This is a genomic window from Atopobium sp. oral taxon 416, from assembly GCF_018128285.1.
Classification (GTDB): domain Bacteria; phylum Actinomycetota; class Coriobacteriia; order Coriobacteriales; family Atopobiaceae; genus Olsenella_L.
The window spans coordinates 655,467-667,864 of sequence record NZ_CP072380.1; the positions used below are offsets into that span (position 1 = coordinate 655,467).

At 58.4% G+C, this 12,398-nt stretch carries 16 protein-coding genes and 1 tRNA gene; 9 read left to right on the forward strand and 8 right to left on the reverse strand.

From position 1 onward, the window contains the following. Positions 1–309: 309 nt before the first annotated feature. The 9 genes from J4859_RS03510 (at position 310) to J4859_RS03555 (ending at position 6,585) form a co-directional block, all read left to right on the forward strand. A tRNA-Met gene (locus tag J4859_RS03510) sits at positions 310–385 on the forward strand. Between the two features lie 465 nt (positions 386–850). Beyond that, entirely contained in the window at positions 851–1,087 is a 237-nt protein-coding gene (locus J4859_RS03515) for an excisionase family DNA-binding protein (RefSeq protein WP_212332891.1), read from the forward strand. Continuing rightward, complete coding sequence (locus J4859_RS03520; RefSeq protein WP_212329970.1) at positions 1,063–1,485, forward strand: hypothetical protein; 423 nt, start codon at positions 1,063–1,065, stop codon at positions 1,483–1,485. The genes J4859_RS03515 and J4859_RS03520 overlap by 25 nt, the downstream gene beginning before the upstream one ends. Before the next feature lie 286 nt (positions 1,486–1,771). Next, positions 1,772–2,071, forward strand: a complete 300-nt coding sequence (locus J4859_RS03525) for a helix-turn-helix domain-containing protein (protein ID WP_212332893.1) — start codon at positions 1,772–1,774, stop codon at positions 2,069–2,071. Beyond that, on the forward strand, positions 2,068–2,304 hold the full coding sequence (locus J4859_RS03530; protein ID WP_212332895.1) for a hypothetical protein: 237 nt from the start codon (positions 2,068–2,070) through the stop codon (positions 2,302–2,304). Before J4859_RS03525 ends, J4859_RS03530 begins: the two co-directional genes overlap by 4 nt. Before the next feature lie 24 nt (positions 2,305–2,328). Then, complete coding sequence (locus tag J4859_RS03535; RefSeq protein ID WP_212332897.1) at positions 2,329–2,670, forward strand: hypothetical protein; 342 nt, start codon at positions 2,329–2,331, stop codon at positions 2,668–2,670. A 218-nt stretch (positions 2,671–2,888) separates the two neighbouring features. Further along, entirely contained in the window at positions 2,889–3,785 is an 897-nt protein-coding gene (locus J4859_RS03540) for a type IV secretory system conjugative DNA transfer family protein (protein ID WP_212332899.1), read from the forward strand. Positions 3,786–3,891: 106 nt separating this feature from the next. Beyond that, positions 3,892–5,724, forward strand: coding sequence for a TraM recognition domain-containing protein (locus tag J4859_RS15990; protein WP_249113744.1), 1,833 nt, complete (start codon positions 3,892–3,894; stop codon positions 5,722–5,724). 204 nt (positions 5,725–5,928) lie between these two features. Continuing rightward, positions 5,929–6,585, forward strand: a complete 657-nt coding sequence (locus J4859_RS03555; protein WP_212332901.1) for a hypothetical protein — start codon at positions 5,929–5,931, stop codon at positions 6,583–6,585. Positions 6,586–6,682: 97 nt separating this feature from the next. Here J4859_RS03555 and J4859_RS17455 read toward each other — a convergent pair whose 3' ends face one another. The 8 genes from J4859_RS17455 to J4859_RS03595 all read right to left on the reverse strand — a co-directional run bounded on the left by J4859_RS17455 (position 6,683) and on the right by J4859_RS03595 (position 12,193). Beyond that, positions 6,683–7,216: a M50 family metallopeptidase gene (locus J4859_RS17455; protein WP_371812167.1), complete on the reverse strand. Its 534-nt coding sequence runs from the start codon at positions 7,214–7,216 to the stop codon at positions 6,683–6,685. A 112-nt stretch (positions 7,217–7,328) separates the two neighbouring features. Continuing rightward, positions 7,329–8,048 carry an ABC transporter permease gene (locus J4859_RS03565; protein WP_165443491.1) on the reverse strand — a complete coding sequence of 240 codons (720 nt, stop codon included), beginning with the start codon at positions 8,046–8,048 and terminating at the stop codon, positions 7,329–7,331. Further along, positions 8,045–8,911: an ABC transporter ATP-binding protein gene (locus J4859_RS03570; protein WP_212329962.1), complete on the reverse strand. Its 867-nt coding sequence runs from the start codon at positions 8,909–8,911 to the stop codon at positions 8,045–8,047. The genes J4859_RS03565 and J4859_RS03570 overlap by 4 nt, the downstream gene beginning before the upstream one ends. A 137-nt stretch (positions 8,912–9,048) precedes the next feature. Beyond that, positions 9,049–9,201 carry a hypothetical protein gene (locus tag J4859_RS03575; RefSeq protein WP_165443489.1) on the reverse strand — a complete coding sequence of 51 codons (153 nt, stop codon included), beginning with the start codon at positions 9,199–9,201 and terminating at the stop codon, positions 9,049–9,051. Between the two features lie 75 nt (positions 9,202–9,276). Next, complete coding sequence (locus J4859_RS03580) at positions 9,277–10,731, reverse strand: YcaO-like family protein (protein WP_212332904.1); 1,455 nt, start codon at positions 10,729–10,731, stop codon at positions 9,277–9,279. Beyond that, positions 10,707–11,096 (reverse strand): hypothetical protein, encoded by a 390-nt coding sequence (locus tag J4859_RS03585; RefSeq protein ID WP_212332905.1) that lies wholly within the window; start codon positions 11,094–11,096, stop codon positions 10,707–10,709. The genes J4859_RS03580 and J4859_RS03585 overlap by 25 nt, the downstream gene beginning before the upstream one ends. Positions 11,097–11,529: 433 nt before the next feature. Further along, a complete protein-coding gene (locus tag J4859_RS03590; RefSeq protein ID WP_130810717.1) occupies positions 11,530–11,877 on the reverse strand; it encodes a hypothetical protein in 348 nt (115 codons plus the stop codon). A gap of 58 nt (positions 11,878–11,935) precedes the next feature. Next, a complete protein-coding gene (locus J4859_RS03595; RefSeq protein WP_212329966.1) occupies positions 11,936–12,193 on the reverse strand; it encodes a hypothetical protein in 258 nt (85 codons plus the stop codon). Positions 12,194–12,398 lie beyond the last annotated feature (205 nt).

Here is a 12,398-nt window from a genome sequence, read left to right on the forward strand (position 1 = left end):
TGCGCAAAGCTATGGCGGGCTACCCACACAAACTACCGAAGAGCCCATTTTTACCTATTAGTGCTTTCTTAGAGCATCTCGAGGATAGGTACATCGATGAATACCAAGTAAAATGATTCAAGAGGGTAGAACGATTCCCATGGATCAGTGATGTTTGGTTTACTGCATGGTCTCTATTTACCTGCCACCAGCAATGTATCCACGTCGACTGGTATGTTAATATGATTAAGTGTGTAGAAAACGTAGTAGATTTGACTCAGTCCAAGGAAGCAATTATATTTATTATTTGCACTGAGGTGCAACGCATATTGCGGGGTGGAGCAGTTGGTAGCTCGCCGGGCTCATAACCCGGAGGTCGTTGGTTCAAATCCAGCCCCCGCGACCAAAATTACAGCCCTGAACTGCGAAAACAGGTCGGGGTTTTCTTTTGACCGACATCTGACCGCCAACCTGACCGACATTTTACCGCCAAAAATTTTTCGCGAGTAGCCAAAAACGCCACGAAAACCGGCTTCTGGTTGCGGTGTGGCGCAAGCAGTAGTTATTAACATGCGCCCTGGCGCAAATATGGTTGCGGCCCAGAGAAACCTCTTTTGCGCTCCAGCGCAAGCAACTAAGGGTGAATTTGCGCTCTGGCGCAACCGTTCTGAACTTCTCTTTGAATTTTTAAAAAGAAATGGCCCGAGAAGGGCTCAAACCGCCCGAGTTTTCAACAGACGTCGCAATCCCCCATCGCATCACCTCGAAGCGCTTCCACTCTAATTTGCAGCGATTCCTGCCTATTGCGCGCCTTCTGACATAGCGTGCTCACTAGAGACGAATCAGAAGCAACGGAGGCGGGAGGATTCCCATGGAGGAGAAGAGCGAAGCAAGGACAAGCTCGGAGGGGGAGATTCTCACCCTCGCGCAGGCGGCGGAGTACCTGAACGCCTCGCTTTCCACGGTGCTCAGGCTGGTCAATAGTGGCGAGTTGCGCGCGTTCAGGATCCGCAAGGCCTGGCGAACGAGCAGCGGCGCATGCGATGAGTTCGTAAAGCGGCAATTCGCGGACCAGGCCGTGGTATGCAAGTCGGTAGACGAGGGCTAAGTGGGGCGAGGAAGGAAAGCACCTTCGCCCTGTACGCCAAGCAGAGCTTCACGATCCTGCCCGATGCCCTCGTGGGCGTCCTCGTCGCGCGGCAGGTCGGCAGGAACGGCTGGGCGGTCATGGCGGCGCTCTGCCATGCGATCTTTTCCGACGGCAGGATAGGCGTCATGTCGAGCAACGAGGTCTGCGCGCGTACGGGACTCACGAAGTACCAGGTGGCGCGTGGCATGACGGAGCTGCGTGACAAGGGAATCATCGCACCCGTGATCAGGACTAATGCCGAAGGCTACCGCCATCCGGACCGCTCGAACTACGGCCACGTCGCGCGCTACTGCATCTGCCGCGACATCTGGGCGCTCGTGGAGCTCAAGGAAACGGGAGATCCGCCCCTCGGATAGAATTTTCTCGAGCACCCTCGCACGGGGGCTCCCAGACGCACGTCGAACCGCCGTGAAGCGGCACCCAGGGCGCGCGCCAGGGGCCTTCAGCGGAGCAAGACGAAAAGCCCGTGGCCGAGCCTGGTCACTCTGACTCCGAGCGGGAACCCTCGAATCGAAGGTGGAATTCGCACGGGACCCCTGCGAGCCGCTACCTTCCTGCCATCCGACCGGGAGGCTGCAGCGACATAGACGCTCCAAGCCGTGACCGGCACGACGCCGTGCGGTCGGAAGGCAGGAGTGAACCATGGAACTCAACAGGTACATCGCGAGCAAGATCGCGCTCGCCCGGGAGATGTCGGGCATGTCCATAGCGACGCTGGCACGCCGCGCGGGCATGACCCCCAACGCCCTGAGCGAGAGCCTGCGCGGCAACCGCACGCTCACGGCGGCCGAGCTCGTGGAGTTCGCGCTGGTCTTGGACATCGACCTCGTCTGCTTCGTCGAGAAGGAGCGCTTCGACGAGATCGTCGAGCGCCGCCGCCAGGTGATAGAGGAGTTCGGCTCCGGTGCCGGCATGTCCGACCTCAGGCAGGTGCGCAGGTGATGGGGAAAGCGCCGGGTGACGAGGCGCGCGCGACCGCGCGCGAGGTGGCCCTGTGCCTTTTGAAGCACAGGAGCAAGGAGATCATGGACGCCCACGACGACTGGTGGGCGTTCCTCTCGTGCGTGGAGAGGTCCATCGCCGAGAACCCCGAGGCAATCGCCGCCGACCTCAGGCGCCTGGCCGAGGAGAAGGGCGACGCCGAGGCGCTCGCCCTTCTCCCTCGTCCTCGGTGACGTGGCAGAGGGAGGCGGTGCCTGATGGCAGACGACTACGGTGACGACTCCGGGCAGAAGATACTGGACGACCTCACGCGATTCGCGGAGTGCATGGGCGCCGCCGCCATGATCCGGCGCGCCGACGGCCTGCATGCCGCCCTGGAGCATGCGAAATCAACTACCGCTCAAGAGAAGACGAGAGGCGGTGCCGCGCCCGTGGAGTACGCGAAGCTCGATATGTACGAGTTCCGCGCGCTCGACGACTACGACGGCATCAAGGAGATTATCGAGGCGAAGCTCAGGGCCCACGGCGTCAATACCGCTTGGTTCGCCGACGAGCAGCTGGACAAGGAGTACCTGCTCTTCCACGTCTCGGACGCCTAGGAGGTCTGGCAGGGGCTCGACGAGCTCTCGCGCGAGACCGAGGCCGCCAAGGCGAAAGCCCTTGAGCGGCTCGGGCGCGAGGCCGAGAGGGTCCGCGACGAGCGGCCCCTTGAGGAGCGCGCCAAGGAGGCCCGCAAGGCGTCCGAGGCACTGGAAAGCGAACGCGGGCACACGCGCGTGCGCGAGAGGCCGGCGCCCGACCGGGAGAAGGGCACTCGATGAGCGCCGTCTCCAAGGCCATGCTCGCAATCGCAGCCGCAGGGTCGGCGGCAGCGTTCGTCGTCGCGGACGCCTACGTCTCATGTTTAACCACGCTTCCTGGCCCTTTCATGGGAAACCTCAACCAGGCACTAGGAGCATTGCCTGCATTCATCGCGCAGAACGGAATCCTCCACGGAGGGGCCGCCCCGCTCGCGTCGGGGCTCGTTGCCGCCTGCGGCGTCTGGGCCCTCTGGGCCTACTCGCTCACGCACGGGCGGGCCGAGCGCGCCGGCGAGGAGCACGGCAGCGCCCGCTGGGCGAAGCCCAACGAGACCCGCAAATTCGCAGACACAAAGCACCCCGAGAACAACGTCATCCTCTCGCGCGACGTGCGCATGGCGCTCGACGCCAAGGCAGCCAACGTCGGCAGCCTATGGCAGCGCAACCTCAACCGCGCGGTCGTGGGAGGCTCGGGCTCCGGCAAGACCTTCTTCGACCTGCTCCCCAACATCATGCAGGCGAACGCCAGCTACTTCGTGACCGACCCCAAGGGCCAGACGCTCCCCATGGCAGGAGGCCTTTTGGAGGAGCGCGGCTACAGGGTGCTCGCGTTCGACACCATCGACTTCACGAAGTCCCTCCACTACAACCCCATCGCCTACGTCGAGGACGAGGCGGACATCCTGGAGCTCGTGGGCTGCCTCATCGCCAACACCTCCGGCGACGACCGCCACGCCGCCGACTCCTTCTGGGAGAACGCTGAGCGCCTGCTCTACGTGGCGCTCATCGGCTACCTGGTCAAGCACTGCCCGCGCGAGGACCGCTCGCTCTCGGGCGTGGTGACCCTGCTCTCGCTCGCGCGCCAAGGAGACGGACGAGGACTACGTGAGCCCGCTCGACCTCCTCTTCTATGAGGTGGAGACGGGCATGCGCTACGTGGAGGTGCCCGCAGGCGAGGACGTCGCGGACCCGCTCTCGCGGACGGCGAGCGCGGGAAGCGCGCGCTTCAGGTGGGTCAGGGTGGCAGAGCCCGTCGCCGTGGAGGACGACTTCTGCCTTCTGCACTACAAGATGTTCAAGGACGCGGCGGGGCGCACCGCCAAGTCCATCCTGGTCTCCTGCAACACGCGCATGGAGCCCTTCGCGATACCCCAGGTGCGCGAGCTCGTCTCCTACGACGAGATGGAGCTCGACAAGCTCGGCGACGCGGACTGCCGCCGCGCCATCTTCGCCATCGTGAGCGACACGAGCGGGCTCTGCTCGTTCCTCCTCGCGATCATGATGTGGCAGGCGGTGAACGTCCTCTGCCGCCGGGCGCTCTCACGCTACGGCGGGGCGCTTCCCACCCACGTGAGCTTCCTGCTCGACGAGTTCGCAAACATCGGGCGGCTCCCGGACATCGAGAGGACCATCGCTGTCGTCAGGAGCCGCAACGTCTCCATGACCGTCTACCTGCAGTCGATGTCGCAGCTCAAGAGCCGCTACAAGGACGACGCCGCGACCATCGTGGACTGCTGCGACACCACGGTCTTTTTGGGCGGCAAGTCAACCGACACCGTGCGCGAGATATCGGAGGCCGTGGGTAAGGAGACGGCAGGGTTACTGGGTTCAAGAGAGACGGCGCGCGGCATCGAGGAGTTCGATCGGGCTGCGCTCGTGGGGTGCGAGCCCGCACCCGAGGTCTACCCCGTGCGCATTCCCGTGACCAACTTGCGAGGAGAAGAAGACTGTATCCTCGTGCTTGAGATAGGTCCCTCATCGGGCCATGTCATCTCCAGGCGCAGCGACAGGGCGGTCTTCCTGCGCCAGAAGGACAGCAGCGTCGAGCTCGAGCGCGATCCGGTGCTGGCGCTCGAGTACGACAAGAACCAACGCCGCTACGAGGACGAGGTGCAGGAGCGCTCCTCGATGGGGGACGTGGACCCCGAGGTGATGTCTCGCTACAAGACCGAGCTTGGCACGGAGGCGAGCGACGAGCTGGTCCTTCGGAGCTGCGGCTTCCTCCAGGATGGTCACCTCACCAACGCGGGGGTACTCCTCTTCTCGGAGAACCCCGCCAGGTTCATGCCATGGGCTCGGGTGCGCGTCATCCGCCTCGACGGCAGCAAGATGGAGACGGGTCGCAGGCTCAACATCGTAAAGGATCGGACCTTCGACGGGCCGCTCCCCAAGACGATCGAGGGTGCGAAGGAGTTCATCTCGAGCCAGCTGAGGGAGTTCCAGTACCTCGGGGCCGACGACAGGTTCAAGGTCATACCGGAGTACCCGGAGTTCGCCTGGTTTGAGGGGCTCGTGAACGCGGTCACGCACCGCGACTACGCGATGAGTGGCGACCATATCCGCGTGATGATGTACGACGACCGCCTCGAGATAACGAGCCCGGGCAAGCTCCCCAACATCGTGACGCTCGAGAACATGAAGTATACCCGCCGGTCGCGCAATCCCACGATCGTGCGCACCCTGGTGGAGTTCGGCTGGGTCAGGGAGCTCAACGAGGGCGTGCAGCGCATTTACGATGAGATGGCGAGCTTCTTCCTGAGGGAGCCCACCTTCTCGGAGCCAAACGGCGCCTCGGTGCGGCTTACGCTCGAGAACAGTGCGACTTCGCGCGTCCTGCGCCGGGGCGATTCGATTGCGAGTGACCTCGGCGAGGACGTGGTCGGCGTCCTGGGCGAGTACGAGCGTGCCGCCCTCCAGTACGTGTACGGGAGGGGAAGGGTGACGGTCAAGGAGCTGGTCGGCCATCTGGGTCGTAGCGCCAAGGGTGGCACGCGCGGCGCTGAAGTCGCTCTCGAAGAAGGGTATCCTCGGCTGGCACGGCACGAGTCCGACGGACCCATCCCAGTACTATGACCTCTACAGGGCATAGTAGGGCAGAGCTCGGTCATAGCTTCCGGGCGTTTCGCAGGTAAGGGCAGGCGCAGGGCTATTACCAGAAGGGCATAGTGGGTTAGAGTAAAAACGGCCCGCCCGAGGGGCCCGCAGGTCCGGTAGCCCACGGAGGTCGAACCTCGGGTTCGAGCAGGTTCAAGTAGGTTCGAGCAGAAGCCTGGTTGCATGAACTTGAGCGCTATGCGCGCGACGGCCTTCAGCAACTGCAGCAGTGCTCTAAGCGCTCTCATGGTCGGCTTCCCTCCACTTGGCTTCGGCGAGCATGGCCTCAAGCTGCCTAACGGTGAACGTGGGGCCCTCCGGCTCGGCGACTGGCTATGCAGCCTGCGGTCCCCAGAGCGCCGTCGAGCTCATGTCAATGCCGAAGCTCTCGTCCGCCTTGCCCACGGCGGCGTGCTTGGCCTCCGAATCAAAGCCTGCGTATATGTCGAGCGTCAGTATTACCTCAGGGTTTTTGCGCTTATTGTGGTAGTGGTTGTTGCAATGATTGTGGTGCTCTCGTTTGTAGGAGCGCTCCTTCTCCGGTTTGTCTATGGTACGAGCATCGAGGAATACACCTACCTCTTCCCTTTGGTGATGGTGAGCACAGGTGAGATTGCCCTTGTCTGGTTCCTTACCGATTCTCTGGTCATTGCCCGTTGCATGCGTGGGGTTCTTATAATGAACGCTGGTGCCTTTGTTGTCTGTCTGGTATCGATGGTGCCGCTTGAGACAAGCTTTGGCATGAACGGCATCAATAGTACCGTTATCATATCGGTGCTTGTGGGGATTGGGCTGGGTGTATGCTTCCTTCGGGCGTCTATCGATGCATCGCTGGAGTAAACGTCAGCCCGGCGATAGGACCTTTAGCCACGGTAAGAAGAACAATGGAGGACACTTTACCCAAGGTTGCCATCGGAAATTTATAGGTAGCCTAAAATTATTTCAATTTATGTATTCCCTGAGAAGCACGACATGTACATATGGCGTCACGAAGGGACTTTTGCAAGTGTTGCCCATCCGAATATCCTGTAGGTAGCAGGTTGACGAGGGCGAGTCCGAAATTCACCGCTGCTGTCTCCCCACAGATAAGTCGGATGACAGCCATTAGAAGCTCGCTGTGTACTAGAGCGTAGATGTCCGCTAGACTTTCCATTACTAAGATGGCAATACAAAGTAGCATGACATTCGCGCTAGGACCCGCGAAGTAAAAGAAGACACGCTCCCATCCCCCACGTCGCAGGGGTGGTGTTCTTACTGAGATGGGATGGCCGATACGGTCGAGCGAAACGATCAGTTCAATGTGTTCTGCTCCTGCGAGCTTAGCTGCAGCAGCATGAAAGAGTTCATGTATGATGACACTAAGTAGCACCAGGGGAATGCACAAGACCACTGCGACGACAGGCCCCAACTTCCGCACGGTTGCGACGAAGCCATATGCAAGCTCTGTCCACGGAGTTGTGGGTACGAGCACAAAAAAAGAACCCAGCCTACGATAGAGGCCAAAAGTGCGGACATTCCCGCAATGCGGGGGATATGAAGGTTAACCTGTCTCTCCCCAGACCCCACGGAGTCCCTCCTTGTGTCTAATCGGTTAGTCGCCGCATACGGAAGAGCACGAGGAACAGCACGACGAGTGCCATCGCGTTGACGGCGACCACCATGGCCTCCCGGGAGGTCATGGTGGTGCTGGCGAGGTCGGAGAACTGCTCATACGCTGGCTGGGTGTAGGTCCAGCGTGCAAAGGCTTCAAGCCTGTCGTTCAGCGATGACAGCATGGGGAGCATACCCAGCGCCATCGAAACGGGAGCTGAGATGGGCGCCGCATTGACCTGCCGCTTGGCCACGAGCGCTATGGCAAGGCCAATGAGCAGGGAGCACGCCACACACGCCGCATTCGTCATGAGGAATCTCTCCACCATGCCCGCATTGAGTCCGTCGATGCAGGGGAGGAAGAGCAGCGACGAGAGGATTGACGCCACGCCGATGGTGCCGGCAACACCACACAGGTAGGAAAGCGGCCCCACGCCGGACATCGTGAGCATGCGCAGCGTGCCTGCCTCCTTCTCCTCTGCGACAACGCTTGAGGTGTAGATGATGGGCACGATCAGTACATGCATCGTCATGAACATGGGCAGGGCACTTGCAAGCTGGGTCTCGGTCATGGCGTTCTTGAAGATAAGGGCAACCAGCGGGAACATGAGAAACATCATGAGCGCTGATTTGTTGCGTAGCGAGTCGACCACCTGCTTGTAAAAGACGGCGTCCACTCCATTTGGGCCACTGCCCGGCCGTGTTCCGCTCATTCCAGCTCCCTTCCCGTCAGCTGCAGAAAGACGGCCTCGAGGTTTGGGCTCTCGGTCGAAATCGAGGTGACGTTGCCTGCCTTCAGGATAGCGCATATCTTGTCCGCATCTTTATTGATGTCTGAGAACCTGAAGCTCCGTTTGCCTTGAATCACTGTGACGCAGTGCTCCTTGCTATGGCGCGCGCATATCTCGCGTGGGGCTCCTGCCTCGACGATCCTGCCCTCATTGAGGAGGATGACCCTGTCACAGATTTTTGTAGCCTCCTCCATGTTGTGGGTGGTAAGAAAGATCGTCACGCCGGTGGCCCGCCGCTTGAGGAGCAGTGCGTGGATATCCTCTGCGGTGCCAGGGTCAAGACCGCTTGTAGGTTCATCCAGGAAGAGGAGTTCGGGATCATGCATGAGCGCCCGCGCAAGGCTCAGGCGCTGCCGCATGCCCTTGGAGAGGTCCTGCGCACAGACCGAGCGGCTCTTGTCCAGGCCCACGCGCTTCAGAATCTTGTCTGCGCATCCCATGTCTTTGATCCCGCGTGCCTTGAGGAACACCTTGAGGTTTTCCGTACAGGTAAGGCGCTCGTAGAGGCAAGGATCATCCAGAACGACGCCAATCCTCTTGCTGGCATCCGAAGAAAACGCCCGGGGTGGGTGTGAGAAGACGGAGACCTCTCCGGCATCGGGGGCGAGAAGCCCGAGCATGATCTTGATGAGGGTCGTCTTGCCGGCGCCCGAAGGCCCAAGGAGCCCGAGTATCTCCCCGTGCTGTACCCCCAGCGAGATGTCATCCAACACGACATGGCTGCCGAACGCCTTCCTCACGTTGCCGAGCTCTATAACGTCCTCTGTAGTTCTGGGATCGTCCACGATGCCTCCTGATGTGGTTGCTATCTGAAGGAATGAGATGATGGATGGTGATGAATAGGCAGGCCAGCGTGGCCGCCCAAACACACTGGACCCACGATACACCCCTGGCAGTGTAACGGCTGCCAGGGGTAGGGGCGTTACGCTGCGAAGGAAGCTGCTACGGCGCAGCCAATAGCAGCGGCACCCGCAGACGCACTTGTCGCTTCCTCGTAGGTCTCGCAAATCTCTTCGCCCAGGATAGTCGCATTATCGAGTTCCTCCTGGAGCATCAAGCCATACTTCTTCTCCATTGTCTCCTCCCTCCTTTATATCCGCATCTTTAAGTCCCATCCCCAATCGCAGAGAAGTAGGACTCATTGCCATAGTTAAGCGAGGGGATCTCGCTGGGATATGTCAGCACTGATCTCTGTTTGCTTGAGCGTGTAGAAGATATTGGAGATGCGGTCATAGATGTCCCGATAGCGTTCGTAAGGCGTTTCGCCATCACGTACTACGCCAGGGTATTGCTTCATCACGATTTGGGCCGGATTTACAAAGACCCTATCAAGTCGATCGCAGATGTCTGAGGTAAAAAACATTCTAAGGTATCCGATGACTTCATCATGGTCACCCATAGCTCCCATCGCTTCGGCATATTTCAGAACAGCGCGATACCATGGTGCGTCTGGAGAGTCTAGTTTGTCTGCGTGTTTCACTACTACTTTAAGTGATGGTACAGACTTTTTATACTCGCATTTAGATAGATGGCACATAGCAATCATGTACATACAGCCGCCATTGATACTTTCGGCGGGAAGATCTTCTTCCCGGGCGATACCGTAATAAGATGCCATGGTGTTCTCAAATGCATTGCCCAAAAAGTAGTTCATAACACCGATGACGTAATCTGCATTTCTACCATGAATTTCTTCAGGCTTATTGTTAAGCAAATTTGCCACGAAATAACGTGTGTTTGTTGCCCTGAACTGGGCATCCGTTACCTTCTGCATCTCAGATAGGCCAGGGATAATGATATGATAGGAGGGGAAGCCGAAGTACGAGACATCGCGGATAAGTACATCCCAACCCTGTGCTAGTAGACTATCAATCATATGACGCGCCTGTTTCTCATTGGACAATCTTGATACATCCACAGGTTCATCGAACTCGAAGGAGGGACATCGCCTGAAGAGCTGGTAGGGATACTTTCCCATACCAAACTTGAAGCTGTTGTAGATATTGAGAGAACTCCTCACATTCTCGTTCGAGAAGTCGAGAGTCGATCGATCGGTGTAATCGAAGAAGTCTTGGCCCTGGGTAGCCTCAGTCATACAACGTTCCATGGCAATGCCAAAGTCGGGGTGACAGCCAAGCTTAATGCCAAATCTTCCTGTATTAAGTTCGGTAACGACAAGGCCGGCTACCGGGTATTTCCGTGAACAGAGCTTCATTGATACACGATAATCCTTGTTATTCTCAGCTAAGGAGAGCCTTTCATCAATCTCGGGGAATCGTTTGATATAGGCTCGTGGAACATCTGGAAGTGATGGCATGTTGACAAAGAGATTGGTCTGCACAACACGTTCCAAAATCTCGGATATACCTTGAACAATCGCTTCGGCGCTCGTGTTGCCTGCGCACATCCCGTTACTTCCGTAGTATACGTTGTAGGTGCTCTTGGGCAGGTAAACAACCTTATGGTTCCGCATACTGTAGAAGGGAAGAGTGACGTACGAACCCTCTAAGCCATAGACCATGCTGTCGACCTTCTGGAGATTGCGGAATGCTTGCGCCTTCTTTGATACAGAAGAGCCGTCTATTCCTCGTTGGCTGAAATACATAGTATAAAGGCATTGTCCTGTGAGGCAATCTCCTTTGAAGACATGATGCGTTCATCCGCTGCATATAAGAAAGGAAGTTTGTCACCATAAGTCACACGTGGACCCATCATATCGTTTTGATACCGCTCGAACAGCTCTGCGTAGCCGCTTGCACGAGCGAATTCCTTTGAGACTCCCTTGCCATTAGCACCTAGGCCAGTACCCTTGAACTCCACACGCAACGCGTTGGTTTTGATTGAACTGGTCTCCTGCCACGACTCCGTAACGGGAATGTTGTTCTCTGCTAAAATAGTATGAAGTCGTTCCACGGTAGCGACGGGTGACGCCTCTTTGTAGTGGGCTCGCTGTGCTTCTGATCCAACCATGTAATGCCTCCAGGTATCCAACTTCTGGTTTACGCGCTACCTTCAAGGCGGTTCAATACAGTATAACATTCAATAGTGCGATATCGTAGAGCGGTTATTTAGAGTTTAGAGTAACGCTTACATTTCTATTGTGCTCCATATCTCTGCAATCAAAAACCAGTTGCATTTCAAGATTTTTATGGCACTGCATCACTTTTTGATGGCTTCGCCGACCTTGTATTTTATTTCACGTCCATTCTTCGATCATTAACGCCCCGTTTAGTCTGAATCAGTTTCGCTTCGTCTTTGTACAAGTAATGTGGCTGCCAGTTTCTAGACACATTTGCACCTGACTTTGCGAAAGCCTGACAATGTGCAGCGATGCACGGAAGGGGTCCTTGCCCGGCCGCGTGGGGTTGTAGGGGGTGGCTCTCCGGCTCCTGCGTCTCCAGGATCAGGGGTCGCACTTGAGGCCGAACTCAGCCATCTGCGCCCGCGACTCGGCGCGCATGCGCCTGAGGGCCTGAAAGGTGTGCTTCGCGAGCGGAATCGTGGGCGCCGAGCTCTGGATCTTGGGTTCTTTCACGTAGAAGCCGCCGCCGTTTCCCAGGGCGTGGCTCACGGCTATAGTGCCGCCGTCGGAGAGGTCGGACCACCTGGGGGCACAGGCCTCGCCGCGCCGCATGACCGTGGTGAGGGCTATCTCCACCGCAAAGTCAAAGGGCTGGAGCTCCGCCTCCATGACGAGGCGCAGCATTCGCGTGCGCTCCTCGCGCGAGAGGGCGTCTATCGGCGTCTTCACGCGTTTGAGCGGCTTGCAGAAGTCGCGGTGGTCTTGAACTGAGGTTCTGCGCCATGGCTCACTTGAGCAGGCGGAAGGCCTTCGAGCAGCTTTTGAGCACGTAGCCGACGGCGGTCGTGTCGTGTATCCATCCGGAGACGTCCGGTATGGAGAGCTCGGCGAGCTTCATGTTGCCGAGGTGGCGGCAGATGATGCGCGTCTCGGCGTGGTGGCCGCGCACCGTGGAGGGCTCTATGGTGCCCGAACCCTCCCCGTGGCGCATGAAATTAGAGAAACTACAGGTCAGACGCATATCGGCTGTGCTGTGGATTGGCAAGATTTACGGTGAAACGGCCTCTGACGCCCTCATAACCCGGAGGTCGTTGGTTCAAATCCAGCCCCCGCGACCAAAATTACAGCCCTGACCTGCGAAAACAGGTCGGGTTTTCTTTGACCACCATGTGACCACCAACGTGACCGACATTTTACCGCCAAAAACTTTTCGCGGGTAGCCAAAAACGCCGCGAAAACCGCCCTCTGGT

Bases quoted from the DNA above. Each gene is read 5' to 3' on its own strand.
- J4859_RS03585 (WP_212332905.1), bottom strand. From the start codon at position 11,096: ATGGTTGGATCAGAAGCACAGCGAGCCCACTACAAAGAGGCGTCACCC.
- J4859_RS03525 (WP_212332893.1), top strand. From the start codon at position 1,772: ATGGAACTCAACAGGTACATCGCGAGCAAGATCGCGCTCGCCCGGGAG.
- J4859_RS03580 (WP_212332904.1), bottom strand. From the start codon at position 10,731: ATGTATTTCAGCCAACGAGGAATAGACGGCTCTTCTGTATCAAAGAAG.
- J4859_RS03515 (WP_212332891.1), top strand. From the start codon at position 851: ATGGAGGAGAAGAGCGAAGCAAGGACAAGCTCGGAGGGGGAGATTCTC.
- J4859_RS03555 (WP_212332901.1), top strand. From the start codon at position 5,929: ATGAACTTGAGCGCTATGCGCGCGACGGCCTTCAGCAACTGCAGCAGT.
- J4859_RS03535 (WP_212332897.1), top strand. From the start codon at position 2,329: ATGGCAGACGACTACGGTGACGACTCCGGGCAGAAGATACTGGACGAC.
- J4859_RS03565 (WP_165443491.1), bottom strand. From the start codon at position 8,048: ATGAGCGGAACACGGCCGGGCAGTGGCCCAAATGGAGTGGACGCCGTC.
- J4859_RS03520 (WP_212329970.1), top strand. From the start codon at position 1,063: ATGCAAGTCGGTAGACGAGGGCTAAGTGGGGCGAGGAAGGAAAGCACC.
- J4859_RS03575 (WP_165443489.1), bottom strand. From the start codon at position 9,201: ATGGAGAAGAAGTATGGCTTGATGCTCCAGGAGGAACTCGATAATGCG.
- J4859_RS03540 (WP_212332899.1), top strand. From the start codon at position 2,889: ATGAGCGCCGTCTCCAAGGCCATGCTCGCAATCGCAGCCGCAGGGTCG.